Genomic DNA, 19,519 nt, shown 5'->3' on the forward strand with positions numbered 1-19,519 from the left:
GTCTCAGTCCCGCTTCGGCGGGAATTCCGAATCGAGCGAGGAATCAGCCATGCACAGTCATCAGGAAAAAGTCGTCCTCATCACCGGCGCCAGCAGCGGTATCGGCGAAGCCACCGCGCGGCTGCTGGCCAGCCAGGGCGCCAGGGTCGTCCTCGGCGCGCGGCGTACGGAGCGCCTGCAGGTCATCGCCGACGAAATCCGCGCGGCGGGCGGCAGCGCCGAGGTGCGCTCGCTGGACGTCACGCGGCTGGAGGAGGTGCAGGCCTTCGCCGATTTCGCGCTGGAGCTGCACGGGCGCGTCGACGTGCTGGTGAACAACGCCGGGGTGATGCCGCTTTCCCGGCTCGACGCGCTGAAGATCGAGGAATGGAACCGCATGATCGACGTGAACATCCGCGGCGTGCTGCACGGGATCGCGGCGGTCCTGCCGTCCATGCAGCAGCGGCGGTCGGGCCAGATCATCAACATCGCCTCGATCGGCGCCTACGCGGTCAGCCCGACGGCGGTGGTCTACTGCGCGACCAAGTATGCCGTGCGCGCGCTGTCCGAAGGGTTGCGCCAGGAAGTCGGCGGCGACGTGCGGGTCACCGTGATCGCGCCCGGCGTGACCGAGTCGGAGCTGGCCGACAGCATTTCCGACGAGGGCGGACGCGCCGAGATGCGCGAATTCCGCAAGATCGCGATCCCGGCGTCGGCCATTGCCCGCGCCATCGCCTACGCCGTCGAGCAGCCGGCGGACGTGGACGTCAGCGAGCTGATCGTGCGGCCTACCGCCAGCCCGTTCTGACCCGGCGCCGCGCGGGTCGCCGCCTGCGCAGCGCTTACGCCGGGCGGGTGCCGAGCATCGACTCCCGCGCGGCGAACGCCTCCTGGAAGGCCGCGAGCCGGGGCGAGGCGTCTCTCCAGGCCAGATCGCCGAAGCGAAAATCCAGATACCCCAGGGCGCAGGCCACGCTGATCTGCGCGATGTCCGGCGGCCCCTGCAGTTCGCCGGCGTGTTCGTCCAGCACCGCCAGGGCGCGACCGATCTTGCCCAACTGGCCTTCGGCCCAGTCGTCCCACTGCCGCTCGGCCGGGCGCACCGCGCGCTCGTAGCGCACCAGCAGCGCCGCCTCCATCAGGCCGTCGGCCAGCGCCGCCAGGCGCAGGGTTCGCCAGCGCGTGGCGGGTTCGGCGGGGTACAGCGGCGCGCCGTCGTGCAGGCTGTCGAGGTATTCGCAGATCACCCGGCTGTCGAACAGTGCCTCGCCGTCGTCGGTGAGCAGCACCGGAATCTTGCCCAGCGGATTGAAGCGGTTGACCCGCTCGTTGAGGGTGGTCGGCAGCACGGCCGTATCGATCAGCTCGATGCGTTGCAGTAGCCCGGTTTCGCTGGCCACTACCCGGACTTTCCGGGCGAATGGCGAGGCGGCGGCATGGATGAGTTGCATGGCAAGGTCCTGTTGGCGTTGTCCGGGTTGTTCCGGAGGTGGGGGAGGCTTAGGCTCCGTGGCACTTTAGCTGGGTGAATGCCTCATGGTCATGGACAGGAAAATCAATGTCGCCTCGGTGCGCATGCAGCCGCTGGACCCGCTCGACCCTTCCCTGGAACTGCTGCACTTCGGTTTCCGCGGGCTGACGGTGGACGCGGACCGGTTTCTCGCCACCCTGGGACTGTCGCGGGTGCATCACCGCATCCTCTATGTCATCGCGCGTTCCGAGGAAATCAACGTCGGCGACCTGGCCGCCACCCTGGGCGTCAGCAAGCAGGCGCTGCACCGGCCGCTGACCCACCTGTTCGAGCGCGAGCTGGTCGGCTACACGCGCCAGGCGGGGCGTCACCGCTTCAAGCTGCTGGTCCTCAGCGAGAGCGGCGAGGCCGTGGAGCGGCAGGCGTCGGAGCTGGAGCGGAACGCCCTGCGCGAGGCGTTCGCCGCCACCGACGCGGCGGGCCGCGACGCCTGGGACGCGGTGATGCGTGCGCTCGCCGAACGCCTGAACTGACCGGCTCAGGTGATCCGCTCGCGCACCACGATGCACTTGGCCTGCGGCGCGACCAGCGCTTCGGGGGCGTCCTCGCAGGAGACCACCGTCGGGCTGACCAGCAGCGGGTCGCAGCGGCCGCTGCCGACCAGGTCGAACACCGTGGGAATGTGCGGGCGCACGTTGCACACGCCCACCGACAGGGTGACGTCGCGCAGGTACATGCCGAACAGCGGAATCTTCGGGTCCTCGAAGATGATCCCGATGCACGAGCAGTGCCCGCCGGGCGCCAGGGCGAGCAGCCCGCGGTGCAGCGCCTGCGGATCGCGGGTGGCGGAAATCACCACGTCGTAGCCTTCGTCGAGGGTTTCGCCCGGCTCGACGTTGGCCCCGCTGCGCAGCGCCAGCGCGCGTCGGTAGTCGCTGTCGTCCAGGTAGTCGACGCTGCCGGCGCCCGCCGCGACGGCCATCTGCACCGCCAGTACGCCGAGGCTTTCCGTTCCGCCCACCACCAGCACGCGGGCCTCGTCGCGCGACGCGATCGGCCGGCTGGCGGCGACCCAGGCATCGGTCAGGTTGTCGCTGGCACTGGCGACCGCCAGCGGATTCAGTCCCGGAGGCAGCGGCACCAGCATCGCGTCGGCGAAGGGCACCTGCACCACCTCGGAAAACAGGCCGCCCCAGTTGCCTCCGGCGGGTACGCCATAGGCGGCGTGGCGAGGCACCGAGGTGCAGGCCGTGGCGCGGCCGGCGAGGCATTGCCGGCACTGGCCGCAGGCGATCTTCCAGGGCACCGAAACCAGGTCGCCGCGGCGCACGCTCTTCACCTCGTCGCCCACTTCGAGCACTTCGGCGACGCATTCATGGCCGAGGGCGAAGGGCGGCTTGAAGGGCGTGACGCCGGCGATCAGGCGCCGGTCGAGGTCGCAGGAGGCCGAGGCGATGGGCCGGACCAGCGCGCCGCCCGGTCCGGAAAGACGGGGCGAGGGCGCATCCACCCAGGCGAGGCGGCCGGCGCTAAGAACCCTGAGTTCCTGCATCGGCTCACCCCTTGATCATGAAGGTGGTGGTGCCCTTGGCGCAGAGCTTGCCGGCGCCATCGAGCACGTGGGCATCGCAGATCGCCAGGCTGCGGGTGCGCTCCACCAGCCAGCCTTCCACGCGATAGGTTTCGCCCGCCGTCAGTGGGCGCAGGTATTTGACGTTGAGGTCCACGGTGGAGTGGGCGGTGGTCGCCTCCAGCGTGGAGAACAGCGCGAGCGCCGCGGCGCCGTCCAGGCAGGTGGCGGCGAAACCGCCATGCACCGCGCCCGCCGGGTTGAGGTGGCGAGCGTCGGGCCGCGCCTCCAGGGTGATCCGCCCCGGCTCCACCGCGACGGCCGTGACGCCCATGGTCTGCCCGATGGAGGGAGCCGGAAGCTCCCCGCGAATCAGGGCACGCAAGGCCTGCAGGCCGGAGATTTCCGCTTCGATCATGCTGCGCTGTCCTCATCGACGTATCCCGCGCGGCGGGATGGATGCCGATAAGCTATACGCCGCCCGGCTATCAAGTCAACTTTGTTGATTTGATAGCTTCGAGGTCGAAATCGTCCGCGCGGGTGCCGCGCGTCAGCGCCGGTTGGCGATGAAGTCCGCCGCGCGCTCGCCGATCATGATGCATGGCGCGTTGGTGTTGCCGCTGATCAGCGTCGGCATGATCGAGGCATCGGCGACCCGCAGGTTGTCCACGCCGCGCACATTCAGGTACGGGTCGACCACCGCCATGGCGTCGCTGCCCATCTTGCATGTGCCGACCGGGTGGAACACGGTGGCGGCATAGTCGCGCAGGTGCGCCAGCAGTTGCTCGTCGCTCTGCACCTGCGGGCCGGGAAGCATCTCGGCGCCGCGCAGGCCGTCGAACTCCGGCTGGGCGAGGATGCGCCGGGCGAGTTTCACGCCTTCGACCAGCACCTTGGCGTCCTCGGGATCGTCGAGGAAGTTGAAGTCGATCTCCAGGCTGCGGCCGGCGCCGAGGCGCACTTCGCCGATGCTTTTCGGGCGCAACACGCAGGTGTGGATGGCGTAGCCGTGGCCCCACTCGAACAGCCGTCCGCGGTGGCTGCGGTAGCCGGGCACGAAGTGCATCTGCACGTCGGGCAGGGTGTCCGACAGCGGGGTGCGGGCGAAGCCGCCGGCCTCGACGTAGTTGGTGGTCAGCCAGCCGGTCTTGCGCGCCAGGTATTTGAACGGCGCGGCCAGGATCTTGGGCAGCGCGCCGAGGGAGAAGCCGAGCGACAACGGGCTCTTCGAACGCACCGTGACCAGGCCGTCGATGTGGTCCTGGAGGTTCTTGCCGACGCCGGGCAGGTCGACCTTGCAGGCCACGCCGGCGGCTTCCAGTTCGTCCTTCGGGCCGATGCCGGAATTCAGCAGCAGGTGCGGCGAACCCAGGGCTCCGGCGCAGAGGATGGTCTCGCGGCTGCAGTGCAGGATGCGCCACTGGCCGTCCTGCTGCAGTTCCACGCCGCTGACGCGGTTGCCGTCGAGGATCAGCCGGCCGACCTGGCAGCCGGTGAGCACGCTGAGGTTCGGCCGCTCGAGGACCGGGTGGACGAAGGCGCGGTAGCTGGACAGGCGCCTGGCGTCCTTCTGCGTGACGTTGTACAGGCCGACACCTTCCAGCGTGCCACCGTTGAAGTCGTCGTTGCGGCGCAGGCCGAGGCGCTCGCCGGCGCGGATGTAGACGTCCGACAGCGGGTTGGGGTCGCGCGGGCGGTCCACCAGCAGTTCGCCCTGGGTGCCGTGGTAGAGCGGCGACTGGCCGAGGCGGTTGCCTTCGGAGCGCTTGAACCACGGCAGGACGTCCTGCCAGCCCCAGCCGGGGCAGCCATCGCTTTCCCAGCGGTCGTAGTCGCTGGCATCGCCACGGATGTAGATCATGCTGTTCATCGCGCTGGAGCCGCCCAGCGCCTTGCCGCGCGGGGTGTGCAGGCTGCGTCCGGCGAGGTTCTTCTGCGGCGCGGAGAAGTAGTTCCAGCTGAACACGCGGCTCTTGTACAGGGTGATGGTGCCGGCCGGGGTCTGCACCCGCGGGCTGGCGTCGCTGCCACCGGCCTCGATCAGGCACACGCGCACGCTCGGGTCGGCGCTCAGGCGGTTGGCCAGCACGCAGCCGGCGGAACCGGCGCCGACGATCAGGTAGTCGTAAGTGTCTTTTGCCATGGAAACCTCAAGGGGGGCTCGCGGGGTTCCCGCCTGCGCGGGAAGGACGGAAGTCGAGTGGGCGTCGGTGGGCTGAAGCCCACCCTACGGAACTGAAGCCTTTCGGTGGGCTGAAGCGCACCCTACGAAACGCGAAGTCCAAATGGAGCCGTAGGGTGCGCCGCGCGCACCGGTTTGCAAGGGTTGGGGTTGGTGCGCATGGCGCACCCTACGCAAGGCGCTCAGTGCACCTCTTCCAGGTCGTCGTGCAGCAGGCCGAGGATGTGCCGTTTCATGCGGATGAACTCCGGCTCCATGACCACGTCCAGGGTGCGCGGGCGCTCGATCGGCACGTCGAGGATTTCCTTGATCCGGCCGGGGCGCGCGCCCATCACGTAGATGCGGTCGGCGAGCAGGATCGCCTCGTCGATGTCGTGGGTGACGAACACCACGGTCTTCTTGCTGTTGCCCCACACCTGCAGCAGCAGTTGCTGCATCTGCAGACGGGTCTGGCTGTCGAGGGCGCCGAAGGGTTCGTCCATCAGCAGGATCTGCGGGTCGTTGGCCAGCGCGCGGGCGATGGCGACGCGCTGCATCATGCCGCCGGAGAGCTGCTTGGGATAATGCTCGGCGAACTTGGCCAGGCCGACCTCGCCCAGGTAGAACTCGACGATGGTGCGGATTTCGTCCTGCGGCAGGCCGCGACGCTTGAGGCCGAATTCGATGTTCTGCCGAACCGTCAGCCAGGGGAACAGCGTGTAGCCCTGGAACACCATGCCGCGGTCGGCGCCGGGGCCCTCGACCTTCCGCCCGCCGACGTAGATGTCGCCCTCGCTCGGCTCGTTGAGGCCGGCGGTGAGGTAGAGCAGGCTCGACTTGCCGCAGCCGGAAGGGCCGACGATCACCGCGAACTGCTGGTCCGGCACCTCGAAGGAGACGCGGTCCAGGGCCGTGAAGGTTTCCCCCTTCGGCGACTGGTAGCGCAGGCTGACGTTGTCCACCCGCAGGCGCGCGGCGACGTCGGCGTACTCGCTGAGCGGCGGCATGATGTAGGGTTTCTTGGCTACTGCGCCCATGCGGCAATCCTCAGTCGAAGCAGACGGAACAGTTGATCGGTAATCAGCCCGAGCAGGCCGATGATGGCGATGGCGAGGAAGATCACGTCGACCTGGAAACCACGCATGGCCTTGAGGCTGATGTAGCCCAGGCCGCTCGAGGCGGCGACCAGCTCGGCCACCACCAGGTAGGTCCAGGCCCAGCCCATGGTCACCCGCAGGGTGTCGAGAATGCCCGGCAGCGAGGCCGGGCCGAGCACGTGCAGGACCACGTCGCGGCGGCTGGCGCCGAGGGTGTAGCTGGCGTTGATCAGGTCCTTCTGCACGCCCTTGGAGACGTCGGCGATCATCACCAGTTGCTGGAAGAACACGCCGAAGATGATCACCGCCACGCGCTGCTCCAGGCCGATGCCGATCCACAGGATGAACAGCGGCACGAAGGAGGTCACCGGCAGGTAGCGGATGAAGTTGACCAGGGGTTCGAGGAACGCCTGGACGATGCGGAAGCTGCCCATCAGCAGGCCGAGCGGCACCGACACCAGCGACGACACGACGAAGCCGATCAGCACCACTTCCAGGCTGGCCAGCACGTGCTTGCTCAGCGTGCCGTCGCCAGCCAGGCGGGCGCCGGCGGCGAGCACGTCGCCCGGCGTCGGCAGAAACATCGACGGCACCACGCCGCCATAGGAAAACCCGGCCCACAGGCCGAAGACCAGCAGCCAGCAGAGGCTGCCGGCGCCGAGCACGAGCCTGCCCGGCAGTTCAACTTTGGGTGTCAGGCAGCGCTGCAACCAGGATTTTTGCGTGGCCATGAACCACCTCGTGTTGCGGATATTTGGAAGACGCACGGAAAACGGCAGGTGACCACCGTCAGTCCCCTCTCCCCACAAGTGGGAGAGGGGAGCAGAGCACTTACGGCGTGACGAAGGAGGTGTCGACCAGGTCTTCGTACTTCACGTCGTACGGCTTGCCCTGCAGGCTGCTCCAGGTCTCGTTGGCCAGGCTGATGATGCCGGCGATGTCGCCGGCCTTGCCGGGCACGCCGAGCAGCTTCTGGTTATCCGCTGCGTCGAGGAACTTCACGCCCTTCGCGGCTTCCGCCAGGTCCTCGGGTTTCGACAGGTAGCCGCCGACGCCCTTGGCCATGATCTCGTAGGCTTCCTTCGGATGGGTCTTGGTGTACTCGACCGCCTTCAGCACGCCGGCCACCAGCGCCTTGACGTCTTCCGGCTGCTTCTCGATCACGCCGCAATCCAGCGCCACCACGTCGACGATCACGCCGGGCGTGCTGCTGCTGTCGACCAGCACGTTGCCGGCGCCTTTCTGCTTGACCATGGTCAGGTTCGGTTCCCAGGTCACGGCGGCCGGCACGCGGCCGGCGATGAAGGCGGAGGCGGCGTCATCCGCGGTCATGTTCTGCACTTCGACGTCGGCCATGCTCATGCCGGCGTGCTTCAGCAGGTAGGACAGCCAGAACTGCGACACCGAGCCCTCGTTGACCGCCACCGACTTGCCCTTCAGGCCCTTGATGTCGGTGATGTCCTTGCTCACCACGATGCCGTCGCCGCCGTGGGATTCGTCCAGCGCGACCACCGCCTTGAAGCAGAAGTCCTTGGAGCGGTACTTGAGGATCTCGTCGATGGTGGACGCCGAGCCGGTGAGTTTCCCCGACGCCTGGGCGGCCATGTACATCGAGGCTTCCTCGATGGTGGTCAGTTCCACGTCGAGGCCGGCGTCCTTGAAGTAGCCGAGGTCGCGGGCCAGGTACAGGGTGCCGTAGCCGACCCAGGTGGTGTGGCCGATGGACAGCTTGCCGGCCTGGGCGCCGGTGGCGACACCCATGGCCAGTGCCAGGGTAGCGAGGGACAGCGAGGTGCGCTTGAGCAAGGACTTGTGCATGAAAAACTCCCACAGACGGTTGGCTTTCGAGGTCGGGGCAGGGGTGGCCAGTGGCCCAGGGGTTCCGTGACCCCACCTCTGACGGGTGGGGTTCATGTTCGGCGGTGCAGCGTTGGTTCGGTGTTCCGGTGCGCGCGGCGCCCCGACGGCTGCATGGCCGCAGGGTGCGCCGTGCGCACCGAGGGGCAATCTCAGAGCAAACCCAGCTCCTTCGCGGTGCGATCCACCGCGCGCCGGGTCTTCTCCACCAGTTCGTCCAGCTCGGCGTGGCTGGCGACCAGCGCCGGCGCCATGATCATCCGGCCCAGCGTCGAGCGGATGATCAGGCCTTCGTCGAAGCCCACGGTGCGGCAGTGCCAGGCGATGTCGTTCTCGTTGGCGAAGCGTTTGCGCGTGGCCTTGTCCTCGGTGAACTGCAACGCGGCGACCAGCCCGGCGCCTTGCACTTCGCCGATCAGCGGGTGCGCGGCGAAGGTGTCGCGCAGCAGTTTCTGCAGGTACGGGCCGGTGTCGTTCTTCACCGTCTCGACGATCTTCTCGTCGCGCAGCGCGGTGAGGTTGGCGATGGCCACCGCGGCGGCCACCGGGTGCCCGGCATAGGTCAGGCCGTGGGCGAACACGCCGCCCTGTTGCACCAGCACCTCGGCCATGCGCGCGCTGAACACCAGGCCGCCCATGGGGATGTAGCCGGAGGTGAGACCCTTGGCGATGGTCAGGGTGTCCGGCTGGAAACCGAAATGCTGGTGGGCGAACCACTCGCCGGTGCGGCCGAAGCCGCCGATCACTTCGTCGGCGCAGAGCAGTACGTCGTACTGGCGGCAGATGCGCTGGATTTCCGCCCAGTAGCTGGCGGGCGGGAAGATCATGCCGCCGGCGCCCTGGAAGGGTTCGGCGACGAAGGCGGCGACATTTTCCGCGCCCAGTTCGAGAATCTTCGCTTCCAGCTCACGCGCGGCCTTGAGGCCGAACGCCTCTTCGGAAAGATCGCCGCCCTCGGCGAACCAGTACGGCTCGCCGATGTGGGCGAAGTCCGGCAGCATGCCGCCCATCTCGTGCATGAAGCCCATGCCACCGAGCGCGGTGCTGCCCAGCGTGGAGCCGTGGTAGCCGTTCCAGCGGCCGATCATCACTTTCTTCTGCGGCTGGCCGAGGATCTGCCAGTAGCGCCGCACGCTGCGGATCAGCACCTCGTTGGCCTCCGAACCGGAGTTGGTGTAGATCGCGTGGCTGTAATGCGCCGGCAGCAGGCTGAACAGCAGTTCGGAGAGCTCGATCACCCGCGGATGGGTGGTGTGGAAGAACAGGTTGTAGTACGGCAGCTCCTCCAGCTGGCGCGTCGCCGCGGCGTTCAGGTCGGCGCGCCCGTAGCCCAGCGCGGTGCACCAGAGGCCGGACATGCCGTCCAGGTAGCGCTTGCCGTCGTTGTCCCACAGGTTCAGGCCCTGGCCCTTGGCGATCACCAGCGCACCCTGCGCGTTGAGCGCCTTCTGATCGAGGAAGGCATGGATGTGGTGCGCGGCATCCAGGGCCTGGTATTCCTTCGTCGTGTGCTTGGCAGTCATCGCAAGGTCTCCGCCAGTGGCGTGTAGGGTGCTTCGTGCGCACCGTTAATAATTTGATCGGCTCGTCTGGTGCGCACGGCGCACCCTACAAACCGGAGTTCCTCCGGTGCGCATGGCGCACCCTACGGACGCAGTTGGAACCAGGTGGTTTTCAGTTGGGTGTACTTGTCGAACGAGTGAAGCGACAGGTCACGGCCGAAGCCCGACTGCTTGCCCCCGCCGAAGGGCGTGCTGAAGTCCAGCGCATCGACGGTGTTCACCGACACGGTGCCGACCCTGAGCCGGCGCGCCACGCGGTGCGCACGGTTGAGGTCGTCGCTCCACAGCGAGGCGGCGAGGCCGTAGACGCTGTCGTTGGCCAGTTGCACGGCCTGCTCTTCGCTGTCGAAGGGCGTCACCGCCAGCACCGGGCCGAACACTTCCTCGCGGGCCAGGCTGCTGTCCGGCGTCACCCCGGTGAACAGGGTCGGTTCGATGAAGTTGTCCGAGCCGTTGAAACTCAGCTGCCTTCCGCCACACGCAAGATGCGCGCCTTCGTTCCTCGCGCTGTCGATGAATTCCATGATCCGCGCGGTCTGCCGCTGCTCGACGATGGCGCCGGCGCGGCTGGCCGGGTCCAGCGGATCTCCGGGTTGCCAGTCGCGGGCCTTGCTCAGCACGCGTTCGACGAATTCGTCGTGGATCGAGCGTTCCACCAACAGTCGCGAGTTGGCCGAGCAGACTTCGCCCTGGTTGAAGAAGATGCCGAAGGCGGCCTTCTCGGCGGCCAGGTCCAGGTCCTGGCAGTCGGCGAACACCAGGTTGGCACTCTTGCCGCCGCATTCCAGCCAGACCTGCTTGAGGTTGGATTGCGCCGAGTAGCCCATGAAGTACTTGCCCACTTCGGTGGAGCCGGTGAAGGCCAGGCAGTCGACGTCCATGTGCCGGCCCAGCGCCTTGCCGGCGGTTTCGCCGAGGCCGGTGACGACGTTGAGCACGCCTTCCGGGATGCCCGCTTCCAGGGCGAGTTCGGCCAGGCGCAGGGCGGAGAAAGGCGATTGCTCGGCGGGCTTGAGGATCACCGAGTTGCCGGCGGCCAGCGCCGGGGCGAGCTTCCAGGCGGCCATGTCCAGCGGGAAATTCCACGGCACCACGGCAGCGACCACGCCCAGCGCTTCGCGGGTGATGGTGGCGAGCACGTTGCGCGCGCTCGGCGCGACTTCGTCGTAGCGCTTGTCGAGGCTTTCGGCGTACCAGCGGAACACGCCGGCGGCGCCGGGCACGTCGATGTTCCAGGCATCCATCACCGGCTTGCCCATGTTCAGCGAGTCGAGCAGCGCCAGTTCGTCACGGTGAACGAGGATCAGCTCGGCCAGCTTGAGCAGCACCTGCTTGCGCTCGGCCGGCGAGCGCTGCGACCAGACGCCGGCCTCGAAGGAGCGCCGCGCGGCGCTTACCGCGAGGTCGACATCGGCGGCATCGCAGGCGGCGACATTGGCCAGCAGCGCGCCGGTGGCCGGATTGATCGAGGCGAAGGTGGCCCCCGACTGCGCGCCGACCTGGCGACCGCCGATGATCGCGCGGTCGATGAAGCGTTGCTGCTGCGCCCGTTGCTGCCAGTCGCTGAGTTCGTACACCGCCATCCCCTTTTCCCGTTGCTGTGAGCGGATGGTGGCGTAAGGGCGACACAAGGAAAAATATTAAAAATATGCTCGGGACATACGAAAAAGCTGGCTTTGCGCGCACCGAAAAAGCGCTTCTCGCACGCTCGTGGTGCGGCGCATGGCACCGCGGCGGAGCGGAGTGCTCGCAGGCGGCGATGCAGGTTCCGGTTTGTTCTTTTAGGGCTTTCGGGAGGGCGAGGGCGGCGCGCGAGGCGGCTGCCTGGCGCTTCATTTCGGTGCCGGGTGCGCAGCCGGATAGTGGCGAAGGTCGCGCCGCCTTCACCCGCTGGCGGGTGGCGGCCAGCATCTTGCAAAGCCCCTCGTCACCCGGCGCGCACGCACCCTCGAAAAAAGCTGCTCACCCGCAAGCAAAATGCTGGTGCGGCGCGGTGCCTCTGCGGCACCCCGACACGTTATGGTGAGCGCCGCAATCGTCACCCCCGAGGTAATCCGTGGCTTCCTACACCCTGCGTCAGATCAGGTATTTCGTCACCACCGTGGAGTGCGGCAGCGTCGCCGAGGCGTCGCGCAAGCTGTACATCGCCCAGCCGTCGATCTCCACCGCGATCAAGGGCCTGGAAGAGAGCTTCGGCGTGCAGTTGTTCATTCGCCACCACGCCCAGGGCGTCTCGCTCACGCCCAGCGGCGCGCGTTTCTACCGCAAGGCGCAGGAACTGCTGCGCATGGCCCACGAATTCGAGCAGAACGCCCTGGCCGACAACGACGTGGTGGCCGGGCAGATCGACATCGGCTGCTTCGAGACGGTCGCGCCGCTGTACCTGCCGCGCCTGATCGCCGGCTTCCGGACCTTGTATCCCGGGGTGGAAATCCGCCTGCACGACGGCGAGCAGCAGGAGCTGGTGCAGGGCCTCACGGGCGGTCGCTTCGACCTGGCGATCTTCTACGAGCACGACCTCGACGGCACCATCGAGACCGAGCCGCTGATGCCGCCGCAGCGCCCCTACGCGCTATTGCCCGAAGGCCATCGCTTCGCCGCGCAGGAGCGCGTGTCGCTGCGCGACCTGGTGCTGGAGCCGATGATCCTGCTCGACGTGCTGCCCAGCCGCACCTACTTCGTGAGCATCTTCGAGGAACTGGGGCTGAGCCCGAACATCGCCTTCAGCTCGCCCTCCATCGAGATGGTCCGCGGCATGGTCGGCCAGGGTTTCGGCTTTTCGGTGCTGGTCACCCGCCCGCACAGCGACGTCACCTACGACGGCCAGCGGGTGGTGTGCCTGAGCATCACTGAGGACGTCACTGGCTCCGGTCTGGTCGCCGCCTGGCTGAAACGCGCGCAACTGACCAAGCCGGCGCAGTTGTTCGTCGATTACTGCAAGGCGGAGCTGGGCGAGAAGCCGGTAACCGAGCCCGCCTGAACCCGCCGACTCAGACCTGGAACTGCATGACGGCGTCGCGCATGCCCTGCGCCACGCGCTCCAGTTCCTCCGCCGAGTGCGCCAGCTCGTTCACCGCCTGGGCGTTTTGCTGAGCCATCTGCGCGATCTGCTCGACACGCTGCGCAACCTCGCTGCTGGCGTTGCTCTGCTCGCCGATGGTGTGGGAAATCTCCTCCACCACCTGGGCGGCGCGTTGCGCGCCATCGCGTATTTCATTGATCGAATCGCCGGCCTGGTGCGCCAGGGCCACGCCATCGTTCACCCGGGTCACGCCGGCCTGCATGCTGTCCACCGCCAGGTGGGTGTTGCTGCGAATGCGCCCGATCATGTCGGTGATTTCCTGGGTCGAGTGCGCCGTGCGGGCCGCCAGGTTGCGCACCTCATCGGCGACCACGGCAAACCCGCGGCCCGCCTCGCCGGCGCGCGCGGCCTCGATCGCGGCGTTGAGGGCGAGCAGGTTGGTCTGTTCGGCGATGCTCCTGATGACCTGGATGATCGAATGGATTTCCTCGGATGAACGCCCCAGCTCGGTGATCGTCTCGGACGACGAGGTGACCGCCTCGGCGATACGGTTCATGCCATCGACCACGCCGAGTATCACCTGCCCACCGCTGTAGGCCAGTTGCCCGGAATGGGCGGAAATGCCCTTGGCGTCATGGGCGTGCGAGGACACCTGGGCGATGTTCTGGATCATCTGCTCCATGGCCGCGGCCATGCTGGTGGCGCTGTCCGCCTGCTGGGTGGAGTCGTTCAGAATGCGCTGCGCCGTGCCGGTGAGCGTGCGGGCGGTCTGCTGCAGCTGTTCGCTGTGCTGGTTGATGCTGCTGATCATCCGGCCGAGGTTGCCCTGCATTTCGGCCAGCGCCTGCAGCAGATGGCCGGCCTCGTCCTGCCGATCGACGTCGATGCGACCGCGCAGGTTGCCGCTGGCGATGGCGCGGGCGGCCTCGACGGACTGCTGCAGCGGGCCGAGCACGCGGCGCATCAGGTTCCAGGTGATCAGGCCCAGCAGCAGACTGACCAGGACGATCCCGCTGAGCAGATAAACCGAGGCGTTGCGCACGGCGGTCTGGCCACTCTCGCGGGCGGCGCTCACCTGTTCTTCGATCAGGCCGCTGATCGCCTCGTTCCTGGTTTCGAGTTCGCTGAAACGCTGCATGAACGACGGCATGCCGCCCTTGGCTGACGGGGCATCGCGCAGGGCCGCTTCGGTGATCTGTTCGGCTTCGGCGATGTAGGCGGTGAGGGCCGGCTGCAATTGGGCGATGGCCTGCCGGATGTTGGTCGGCAGCGGCAAGGCGGCGTTGGCGTCCATGGCACGCTTGAACCAGTCGGCATGCTCGCGCAGATCCTTGCGTACCTGCTCGGCGGCTGCCGCGTCGCCCGCCTCGACACTGAAGGCGGCCAGCACGTCGGCGCGCAGCGCGTCGTGCATCATGTCGCCTTCGAGATGGTTGCGCAGCGCGGTGACGCTCAGTTCGTTCTGCTCCAGCGCGCCATTGAGCTGGGTCTGGCCCCAGAAACCCACCGCACCCAGGCCCGCCGCAACGGCCACGCTCAGCACGCCGCTGGCGATCATCTTCTGACGAATGTTCATGCGCCACTTCTAATTGTGAGGGAGGGAGTCGCAAGTCTAGTTCAGCCGCGCCCTGTCTGGCTCGTGGACGCGCTGCGCCTGCAGCGTGCGCAGCAGGCGGCGTTCGTCGCGTCGATGATCGACGGGCCGAAGGCGCGAGTCGGCCCTGGTCAGGGTCCTATCTGCATCCAGCGCGCCAGGTTCGCCAGCAGGGCATCGCAGCGGGCCAGTTGATCGAGGCTGACGAACTCGTCCGGCTTGTGTCCTTGATCCATGCTGCCGGGGCCGCAGACCACGGTGGCGATGCCGGCTTCGTCGAACAGGCCGCCCTCGGTGCCGAAGGCCACGGTGGAGAACTCGTCGCTGCCGCACAGCAGCGCCAGCAGGCGCGCGGCGTCGCTGCCCGGCTCGGTGAGCAGGCCGGGGTAGGCGGACAGCTCGCTGAAGCGGATGTCGCTGGCCTCGCTCACCGCGCGCATGCGCGGCAGCAACTGGGTCTCGGCGTAGTCGCGCAATTCGGCGGTGACCTGTCGCGGGTCGTCCGCCGGCAGCGCGCGCACCTCGAAGTCGAAGCGGCACTCGGCGGGCACGATGTTCAACGCCCGGCCGCCCTGGATCAACCCGGTCTGCACCGTGGAGTAGGGCGGGTCGAAGCGCGAATCGTGCTTCGCCGGCTCGGCCAGGCGCTGGCCGATCTCGCCGAGCTGGCCGATCAGCCGCGCGGCGTACTCGATGGCATTCACGCCCTGCGGCGCATAGGCCGAATGGCAGGCCGCGCCGTGCACCTCGCAGCGCATCGCCAGCTTGCCCTTGTGGCCGAGCACCGGGCGCATTTCCGTGGGTTCGCCGATCAGGCAGATCGCCGGCCTGTCCGGGCTGGCGCGCAGCTGTTCGACCAGGCTGCGCACACCGAGGCAGCCGATCTCCTCGTCGTAGGAAATGGCGATGTGCAGCGGCAGACGCAGCGGCTGCTCGAGGAAGCGCGGCATGCTCGCCAGCACACAGGCGAGGAAGCCCTTCATGTCCGCCGTGCCGCGTCCGTACAGGCGACCGTCGCGTTCGCTGAGCTGGAACGCCGGCAGCGTCCAGGCCTGGCCGTCCACCGGCACCACGTCGCTGTGCCCGGACAGCATCACGCCGCCGGGGCCGGGCGGGCCGAGGCGGGCGTGCAGGTTGGCCTTGGTTCGCTCGGCGTTGAAGATCAGGTCGCTGGCGATGCCGAGACCGGACAGGTAGTCGCCCACGAACGCGATCAGCGCCAGGTTCGATTCGCGACTGGTGGTGTCGAAGGCGATCAGTTTTTCCAGCAGGGCGCGGCTATCGGGCATGGGACCTCTCGGTGGGGAACAGGTGGTGCGCACGGCGCACCCTACCTCAACCGGAGGGTGCGCCGCGCGCACCGGAAAAACACCGTTTCGCAGGATGGGTTGAGCCTGCGATACCACCTCGGGTGGCCGATGGGTTACGCCGCTGCGCGGCTAACCCATCCTACGCAAAGCAGCCTCCATCCGTAGGGTGCGCCATGCGCACCGCAAAAACACCGGCGCCGCGCACCGGCTCATTCGTCGCCCGGCACGCCGTAGCTAGGCGCCTTGGTCGGATCGAGGGCGCGGGTGACGTAGTCGTGCAACTGTGGTTCGTAGGCGCGCCAGAGTTTGTCCAGCTCGCCGATGGGGTCGGCGTCGGCCCAGTCGACGCGCAGGTCGACCACCGGCCAGATCAGGTCGCCGACCACCGACAGCGCCGCCGAATGCACCGGCCCGGCTTCGCCGCCGGCGGCCATGGCAGCGTGCATCGCCGCCAGCAGGCGATCCGGCAGGCCGCCGTCGGCCCGCTCGAAGGCGTCGACCATCGCATCGATCACCTTTGGCGAGGACAGCAGGTTGCCCGCTGCCACGCACTGCTCGCCGGCCCTGGCGTGGTTCAGCCCGAGCGCCTCGCTGCCGGTGAAATGCGCCGTGGCGCCCTGGCTGTCGATCACCGTCACCTGGCGGAACTGGCCGTAGCCGTTGCTATCCAGCGCCTGGCGCATCGCCGCCGCCGGGCTGCTGCCGGATTCCAGCAGATCGAGAATCTGCGGGCCGAGCGCGGGCAGGGTGATGTTCTGCGTCGACACCGCGCCCACGGCGGCGCGCAGCCACGGGCAGCGGGCGCCGACGGCGATGCTCGACGAACTGATGGCGATGCCGAGCATGCCGGTTTCGGCACAACGGCCGACGATGGAGAAGGTCATGGGCGAACCCCGGCCTGCCAGTCGTCCGGGATCACCGCGATCACGTCGATTTCCATCAGCCACTGCGGCTGGCCGAGGGCCGAGACCACCAGGCCGGTGGAGATCGGGAAGACCCCCTTGAGCCACTTGCCGACCTCCTGGTAGACCGGCTCGCGGTAGCGCGGGTCGGTCAGGTAGGTGGTGGTCTTGACGATGTGGGAGAGGTCGCTGCCGGCTTCCTCGAGCAACTGCTTGAGGTTCTTCATCGCCTGCTCGGTCTGTGCGCGCGGGTCGCCGAGGCCGACCAGGTTGCCCTCGAAGTCGGTGCCGACCTGGCCACGCACGTAGACCGTGTTGCCGGCGCGGACGGCCTGGCAGAGGTCGTTGTCCAGGGTCTGGTTGGGGTAGGTGTCCTTGGTGTTGAACATGCGGATGCGGGTATGGGTAGGCATCAACGGGCTCCTGCGCTCTGGACGGCGGCGACGACGGGCTCGGCCTGGCGTTGCGAGGCATCGCGGTAGTCGAGGTACTTGTGCTGCGTGGCGATGTGGTCGGCGACGTGCTTGGCGTCGTGCCAGACACCCCAGATGAAGGTGGAACCACGCCGCGACAGCCACGGCAGGCCGACGAAGTAGACGCCGGGCTCGCTGGACACGCCGCGCTGGTGCCGCGGCTTGCCGTTGGCGTCGAACGCGTCGACCTTCAGCCAGCTGAAGTCCACCGAATAGCCGGTCGCCCAGATGATCGAGGTGACGCCGGCCGCGGCCAGGTCCAGCTCGAGGATGGGGTCGGTCATGCACGCCGGGTCCGGGTAGCTGGCGCGGGCCTCGGGCTCTTCCGGCAGGTCGAGCTGGTTGCGCGCGATGTAGGCATCGGCGGCGTCGAGCAGCGACAGGTAGTTCTCGTCGCCGCGGGCGATGTTGTCCACCAGGTCCGGCTGGAAACTGGCCACACCGTCGGTGAACGCCTTGGTCAGGCCGACCAGGGTGATGCCCTGGTGGGCGAGGTTGCGGAAGTCGATGGTCTCGCCGCCGCGGGCGCCGCTGACGGCGATGGTCACGTGCTCCTTGCCCGGCTGCGCGGCTTCCATGTCCCACAGGCCGAGCACGCCCAGCCACCAGACGAAGTCGCGGTTGCGGTAGCTGCGCGGCGGACGGTCGTGCGGGCCGACGGAGAGGTAGACCTTGCGCCCGGCGCGGCGCAGCTCGTCGGCGATCTGCACGCCGGAAGAGCCGGCACCGACCACCAGCACCGCGCCTTCGGGCAGTTGCTGCGGGTTGCGGTAGGCGGCGGAGTGCAGCTGGTTGATCGACGAATCCTGCGGCGCGATGGCCGGGATCACCGGCTTCTGGAACGGCCCGGTGGCGGCGACCACGCGATTGGCCTCGATCACGCCGGCCGAGGTTTCGACGGTGAAACCGGCGCGGTCGGCGTTGCGGACCACCCGCTTCACGTCCACGCCGGTGCGGATCGGCGCATTGAATTTCTTCGCATAGTCTTCGAAGTAGGCGGCGATGCGCTCCTTCGAGGCGAAGGCATCGGGCGCCAGGTCGTCGAATTCCAGACCGGGGAAGCGGTCATGCCAGACCGGCCCGTTGGCCACCAGCGAATCCCAGCGATCGGTGCGCCAGGCCTCGGCGATGCGGCTGCGCTCCAGCACCAGGTGCGCAATGCCGAGCTTGCCCAGGTGCTCGCTCATCGCCACGCCGGCCTGCCCGGCGCCGACGACGAGGGTGTCTATCTTCTCAACGGTCTTGCCGAGCGGGCTCGGGGAAGCGCTTTGGTTCAGGTCGGTCATCACGTGCCTGCTCTGTCTGGATCATGGCTGTTGCGCCGCAGCGACGCTGCCGGCGGGAGTGGGCTCATTCTGTTCAGCGCAGGGGATTCGCGAAATTATGTTTTTTGTAGTCGCTAGCTAGGGAAAAACTCTACGCCGGGCGCGGCGGGGCCTGCCGCCGCCGCGGCGCGCGATCGACGGGGTGAGGAACGTGGCGACGCGAGCCCGCCGAAGAGCATGGACAGCGCCAGCCCGCATCGCGAGAACGCCCTCGGTACGGCCGGCAGGCTTCATATAGACTCGCGGCTTTTTCCTGAATCGAGAATGGCGTTATGCCGATAACCAGCGAGCGCGCCGCGACGGCCTGCGGGCTGATGGCCGTGGTGCTGTGGAGCACCTCCACCGGGCTGATCCGCAGCGTGGCGCAGAGTCTCGGCCCGATCGGTGGCGCGGCGCTGCTCTACACCCTCGGCGCGGCGCTGCTGCTGGTGTTCGTCGGGCGACCGCGGCTGCGTTCGTTCCCGCGTCGCTACCTGGTGTGGGGCAGCCTGCTGTTCGTCGCCTACGAGCTGTGCTTTTCGTTGTCCCTGGGATTCGCCAACAGCGGCACCCAGGCCATCGAGGTCGGTCTGGTCAATTACCTGTGGCCCTGCCTGACGGTGCTCCTGGCCATCGTCATGAACGGCCAGCGGGCGCGCTGGATCATCCTTCCGGGCTCGGCGATGGCGTTGTTCGGCATCCTCTGGATCGTCAGCGGCGACGGCATCTCGCTGCGCGGCATCGCCGCCAATGTCGCCTCTAACCCGCTGAGCTACGGGCTCGCGGCCACCGGCGCGCTGCTCTGGGCGCTTTACTGCAACGTCACCCGGCGCTTTGCCGAAGGCAAGAATGGCGTGGTGCTGTTCTTCGCCATGACGGCCGTGGCGCTCTGGTTCAAGTACGCCTTCAGCGGCGAAAGCCTCCCGCCGTTCACCTGGAATGCCGGCTTCCACCTGCTGGCGGCCAGCTCGGCCCTCGCCAGCGGTTATGCGCTGTGGAACCTGGGAATCCTGCGCGGAAACATGACGCTGATCTCCACGGCGTCGTACTTCACGCCGGTGCTGTCCTCCGCCTTCGCCTCGGCCTGGCTGAGCGCCGCGCTGACCGTGCAATTCTGGCAGGGGACGCTGCTGGTGACCCTGGGCTCGCTGGTCTGCTGGGCCGCAACCCGCGAACGAGCGACGCACGCCTAGCGTCTCGACGACGGCCGTCCGGTC

The 19,519-nt window shown here is 67.9% G+C and carries 18 protein-coding genes; 4 read left to right on the forward strand and 14 right to left on the reverse strand.

Annotation, left to right across the window (positions count from 1 at the left end; all coding sequences use genetic code 11):
- The first annotated feature begins 49 nt into the window (after window positions 1-49).
- Window positions 50-787 (forward strand): SDR family oxidoreductase, encoded by a 738-nt coding sequence (locus tag B3E91_RS18975; RefSeq protein WP_287030990.1) that lies wholly within the window; start codon window positions 50-52, stop codon window positions 785-787.
- A 34-nt stretch (window positions 788-821) separates the two neighbouring features.
- On the opposite strand, the gene B3E91_RS18980 is transcribed toward B3E91_RS18975, so the two are convergent.
- A complete protein-coding gene (locus tag B3E91_RS18980; protein WP_287030991.1) occupies window positions 822-1,430 on the reverse strand; it encodes a glutathione S-transferase N-terminal domain-containing protein in 609 nt (202 codons plus the stop codon).
- Between the two features lie 91 nt (window positions 1,431-1,521).
- On the opposite strand from B3E91_RS18980, the gene B3E91_RS18985 reads away from it, so the two are divergent.
- The gene (locus tag B3E91_RS18985) at window positions 1,522-1,983 is read left to right on the forward strand and encodes a MarR family winged helix-turn-helix transcriptional regulator (RefSeq protein WP_287030992.1); all 462 of its coding nucleotides are present in this window, start codon (window positions 1,522-1,524) and stop codon (window positions 1,981-1,983) included.
- A gap of 5 nt (window positions 1,984-1,988) precedes the next feature.
- On the opposite strand, the gene B3E91_RS18990 is transcribed toward B3E91_RS18985, so the two are convergent.
- The 8 genes from B3E91_RS18990 to B3E91_RS19025 all read right to left on the reverse strand — a co-directional run bounded on the left by B3E91_RS18990 (window position 1,989) and on the right by B3E91_RS19025 (window position 11,274).
- On the reverse strand, window positions 1,989-3,002 hold the full coding sequence (locus B3E91_RS18990; protein ID WP_287030993.1) for a zinc-dependent alcohol dehydrogenase: 1,014 nt from the start codon (window positions 3,000-3,002) through the stop codon (window positions 1,989-1,991).
- Between the two features lie 4 nt (window positions 3,003-3,006).
- Window positions 3,007-3,438, reverse strand: coding sequence for a PaaI family thioesterase (locus B3E91_RS18995; RefSeq protein WP_287030994.1), 432 nt, complete (start codon window positions 3,436-3,438; stop codon window positions 3,007-3,009).
- A 132-nt stretch (window positions 3,439-3,570) separates the two neighbouring features.
- A complete protein-coding gene (locus B3E91_RS19000) occupies window positions 3,571-5,163 on the reverse strand; it encodes a GMC family oxidoreductase (protein ID WP_287030995.1) in 1,593 nt (530 codons plus the stop codon).
- A 221-nt stretch (window positions 5,164-5,384) separates the two neighbouring features.
- A complete protein-coding gene (locus B3E91_RS19005; protein ID WP_287030996.1) occupies window positions 5,385-6,218 on the reverse strand; it encodes an ABC transporter ATP-binding protein in 834 nt (277 codons plus the stop codon).
- Window positions 6,206-7,009 (reverse strand): ABC transporter permease, encoded by an 804-nt coding sequence (locus B3E91_RS19010; protein ID WP_287030997.1) that lies wholly within the window; start codon window positions 7,007-7,009, stop codon window positions 6,206-6,208. The genes B3E91_RS19005 and B3E91_RS19010 overlap by 13 nt, the downstream gene beginning before the upstream one ends.
- Window positions 7,010-7,109: 100 nt before the next feature.
- The gene (locus B3E91_RS19015) at window positions 7,110-8,096 is read right to left on the reverse strand and encodes an ABC transporter substrate-binding protein (RefSeq protein ID WP_273229486.1); all 987 of its coding nucleotides are present in this window, start codon (window positions 8,094-8,096) and stop codon (window positions 7,110-7,112) included.
- A gap of 191 nt (window positions 8,097-8,287) precedes the next feature.
- Entirely contained in the window at window positions 8,288-9,658 is a 1,371-nt protein-coding gene (locus B3E91_RS19020; RefSeq protein WP_287030998.1) for an aspartate aminotransferase family protein, read from the reverse strand.
- Window positions 9,659-9,780: 122 nt separating this feature from the next.
- On the reverse strand, window positions 9,781-11,274 hold the full coding sequence (locus B3E91_RS19025) for an aldehyde dehydrogenase (protein ID WP_287031015.1): 1,494 nt from the start codon (window positions 11,272-11,274) through the stop codon (window positions 9,781-9,783).
- 479 nt (window positions 11,275-11,753) lie between these two features.
- On the opposite strand from B3E91_RS19025, the gene B3E91_RS19030 reads away from it, so the two are divergent.
- A complete protein-coding gene (locus B3E91_RS19030) occupies window positions 11,754-12,677 on the forward strand; it encodes a LysR family transcriptional regulator (protein ID WP_287030999.1) in 924 nt (307 codons plus the stop codon).
- Window positions 12,678-12,687: 10 nt separating this feature from the next.
- Here the strand turns inward: B3E91_RS19030 and B3E91_RS19035 are convergent, their stop codons facing one another.
- From B3E91_RS19035 to B3E91_RS19055, 5 genes are all read right to left on the reverse strand, one after another.
- A complete protein-coding gene (locus tag B3E91_RS19035) occupies window positions 12,688-14,295 on the reverse strand; it encodes a methyl-accepting chemotaxis protein (RefSeq protein ID WP_287031000.1) in 1,608 nt (535 codons plus the stop codon).
- Between the two features lie 149 nt (window positions 14,296-14,444).
- Window positions 14,445-15,602 carry an acetylornithine deacetylase gene (gene argE / locus B3E91_RS19040; protein WP_287031001.1) on the reverse strand — a complete coding sequence of 386 codons (1,158 nt, stop codon included), beginning with the start codon at window positions 15,600-15,602 and terminating at the stop codon, window positions 14,445-14,447.
- A gap of 230 nt (window positions 15,603-15,832) precedes the next feature.
- The gene (locus B3E91_RS19045) at window positions 15,833-16,507 is read right to left on the reverse strand and encodes a DUF1028 domain-containing protein (RefSeq protein ID WP_282339471.1); all 675 of its coding nucleotides are present in this window, start codon (window positions 16,505-16,507) and stop codon (window positions 15,833-15,835) included.
- Entirely contained in the window at window positions 16,504-16,938 is a 435-nt protein-coding gene (locus tag B3E91_RS19050) for a RidA family protein (protein WP_090227899.1), read from the reverse strand. The genes B3E91_RS19045 and B3E91_RS19050 overlap by 4 nt, the downstream gene beginning before the upstream one ends.
- Window positions 16,938-18,284, reverse strand: coding sequence for a flavin-containing monooxygenase (locus tag B3E91_RS19055; protein ID WP_287031002.1), 1,347 nt, complete (start codon window positions 18,282-18,284; stop codon window positions 16,938-16,940). Before B3E91_RS19055 ends, B3E91_RS19050 begins: the two co-directional genes overlap by 1 nt.
- 311 nt (window positions 18,285-18,595) lie before the next feature.
- On the opposite strand from B3E91_RS19055, the gene yddG reads away from it, so the two are divergent.
- Window positions 18,596-19,495, forward strand: coding sequence for an aromatic amino acid DMT transporter YddG (gene yddG / locus B3E91_RS19060; protein WP_287031003.1), 900 nt, complete (start codon window positions 18,596-18,598; stop codon window positions 19,493-19,495).
- Window positions 19,496-19,519 lie beyond the last annotated feature (24 nt).

It is taken from the genome of Pseudomonas sp. UBA6310, assembly GCF_002438225.1.
Lineage (GTDB): Bacteria > Pseudomonadota > Gammaproteobacteria > Pseudomonadales > Pseudomonadaceae > Pseudomonas_O > Pseudomonas_O kuykendallii.

What these genes read in the sequence shown, in the direction of transcription:
- B3E91_RS18975 (WP_287030990.1), top strand. Translation starts at nt 50, where the DNA reads ATGCACAGTCATCAGGAAAAAGTCGTCCTCATCACCGGCGCCAGCAGC.
- B3E91_RS18980 (WP_287030991.1), bottom strand. Translation starts at nt 1,430, where the DNA reads ATGCAACTCATCCATGCCGCCGCCTCGCCATTCGCCCGGAAAGTCCGG.
- B3E91_RS18985 (WP_287030992.1), top strand. Translation starts at nt 1,522, where the DNA reads ATGGACAGGAAAATCAATGTCGCCTCGGTGCGCATGCAGCCGCTGGAC.
- B3E91_RS18990 (WP_287030993.1), bottom strand. Translation starts at nt 3,002, where the DNA reads ATGCAGGAACTCAGGGTTCTTAGCGCCGGCCGCCTCGCCTGGGTGGAT.
- B3E91_RS18995 (WP_287030994.1), bottom strand. Translation starts at nt 3,438, where the DNA reads ATGATCGAAGCGGAAATCTCCGGCCTGCAGGCCTTGCGTGCCCTGATT.
- B3E91_RS19000 (WP_287030995.1), bottom strand. Translation starts at nt 5,163, where the DNA reads ATGGCAAAAGACACTTACGACTACCTGATCGTCGGCGCCGGTTCCGCC.
- B3E91_RS19005 (WP_287030996.1), bottom strand. Translation starts at nt 6,218, where the DNA reads ATGGGCGCAGTAGCCAAGAAACCCTACATCATGCCGCCGCTCAGCGAG.
- B3E91_RS19010 (WP_287030997.1), bottom strand. Translation starts at nt 7,009, where the DNA reads ATGGCCACGCAAAAATCCTGGTTGCAGCGCTGCCTGACACCCAAAGTT.
- B3E91_RS19015 (WP_273229486.1), bottom strand. Translation starts at nt 8,096, where the DNA reads ATGCACAAGTCCTTGCTCAAGCGCACCTCGCTGTCCCTCGCTACCCTG.
- B3E91_RS19020 (WP_287030998.1), bottom strand. Translation starts at nt 9,658, where the DNA reads ATGACTGCCAAGCACACGACGAAGGAATACCAGGCCCTGGATGCCGCG.
- B3E91_RS19035 (WP_287031000.1), bottom strand. Translation starts at nt 14,295, where the DNA reads ATGAACATTCGTCAGAAGATGATCGCCAGCGGCGTGCTGAGCGTGGCC.
- argE (WP_287031001.1), bottom strand. Translation starts at nt 15,602, where the DNA reads ATGCCCGATAGCCGCGCCCTGCTGGAAAAACTGATCGCCTTCGACACC.
- B3E91_RS19045 (WP_282339471.1), bottom strand. Translation starts at nt 16,507, where the DNA reads ATGACCTTCTCCATCGTCGGCCGTTGTGCCGAAACCGGCATGCTCGGC.
- B3E91_RS19050 (WP_090227899.1), bottom strand. Translation starts at nt 16,938, where the DNA reads ATGCCTACCCATACCCGCATCCGCATGTTCAACACCAAGGACACCTAC.
- B3E91_RS19055 (WP_287031002.1), bottom strand. Translation starts at nt 18,284, where the DNA reads ATGACCGACCTGAACCAAAGCGCTTCCCCGAGCCCGCTCGGCAAGACC.
- yddG (WP_287031003.1), top strand. Translation starts at nt 18,596, where the DNA reads ATGCCGATAACCAGCGAGCGCGCCGCGACGGCCTGCGGGCTGATGGCC.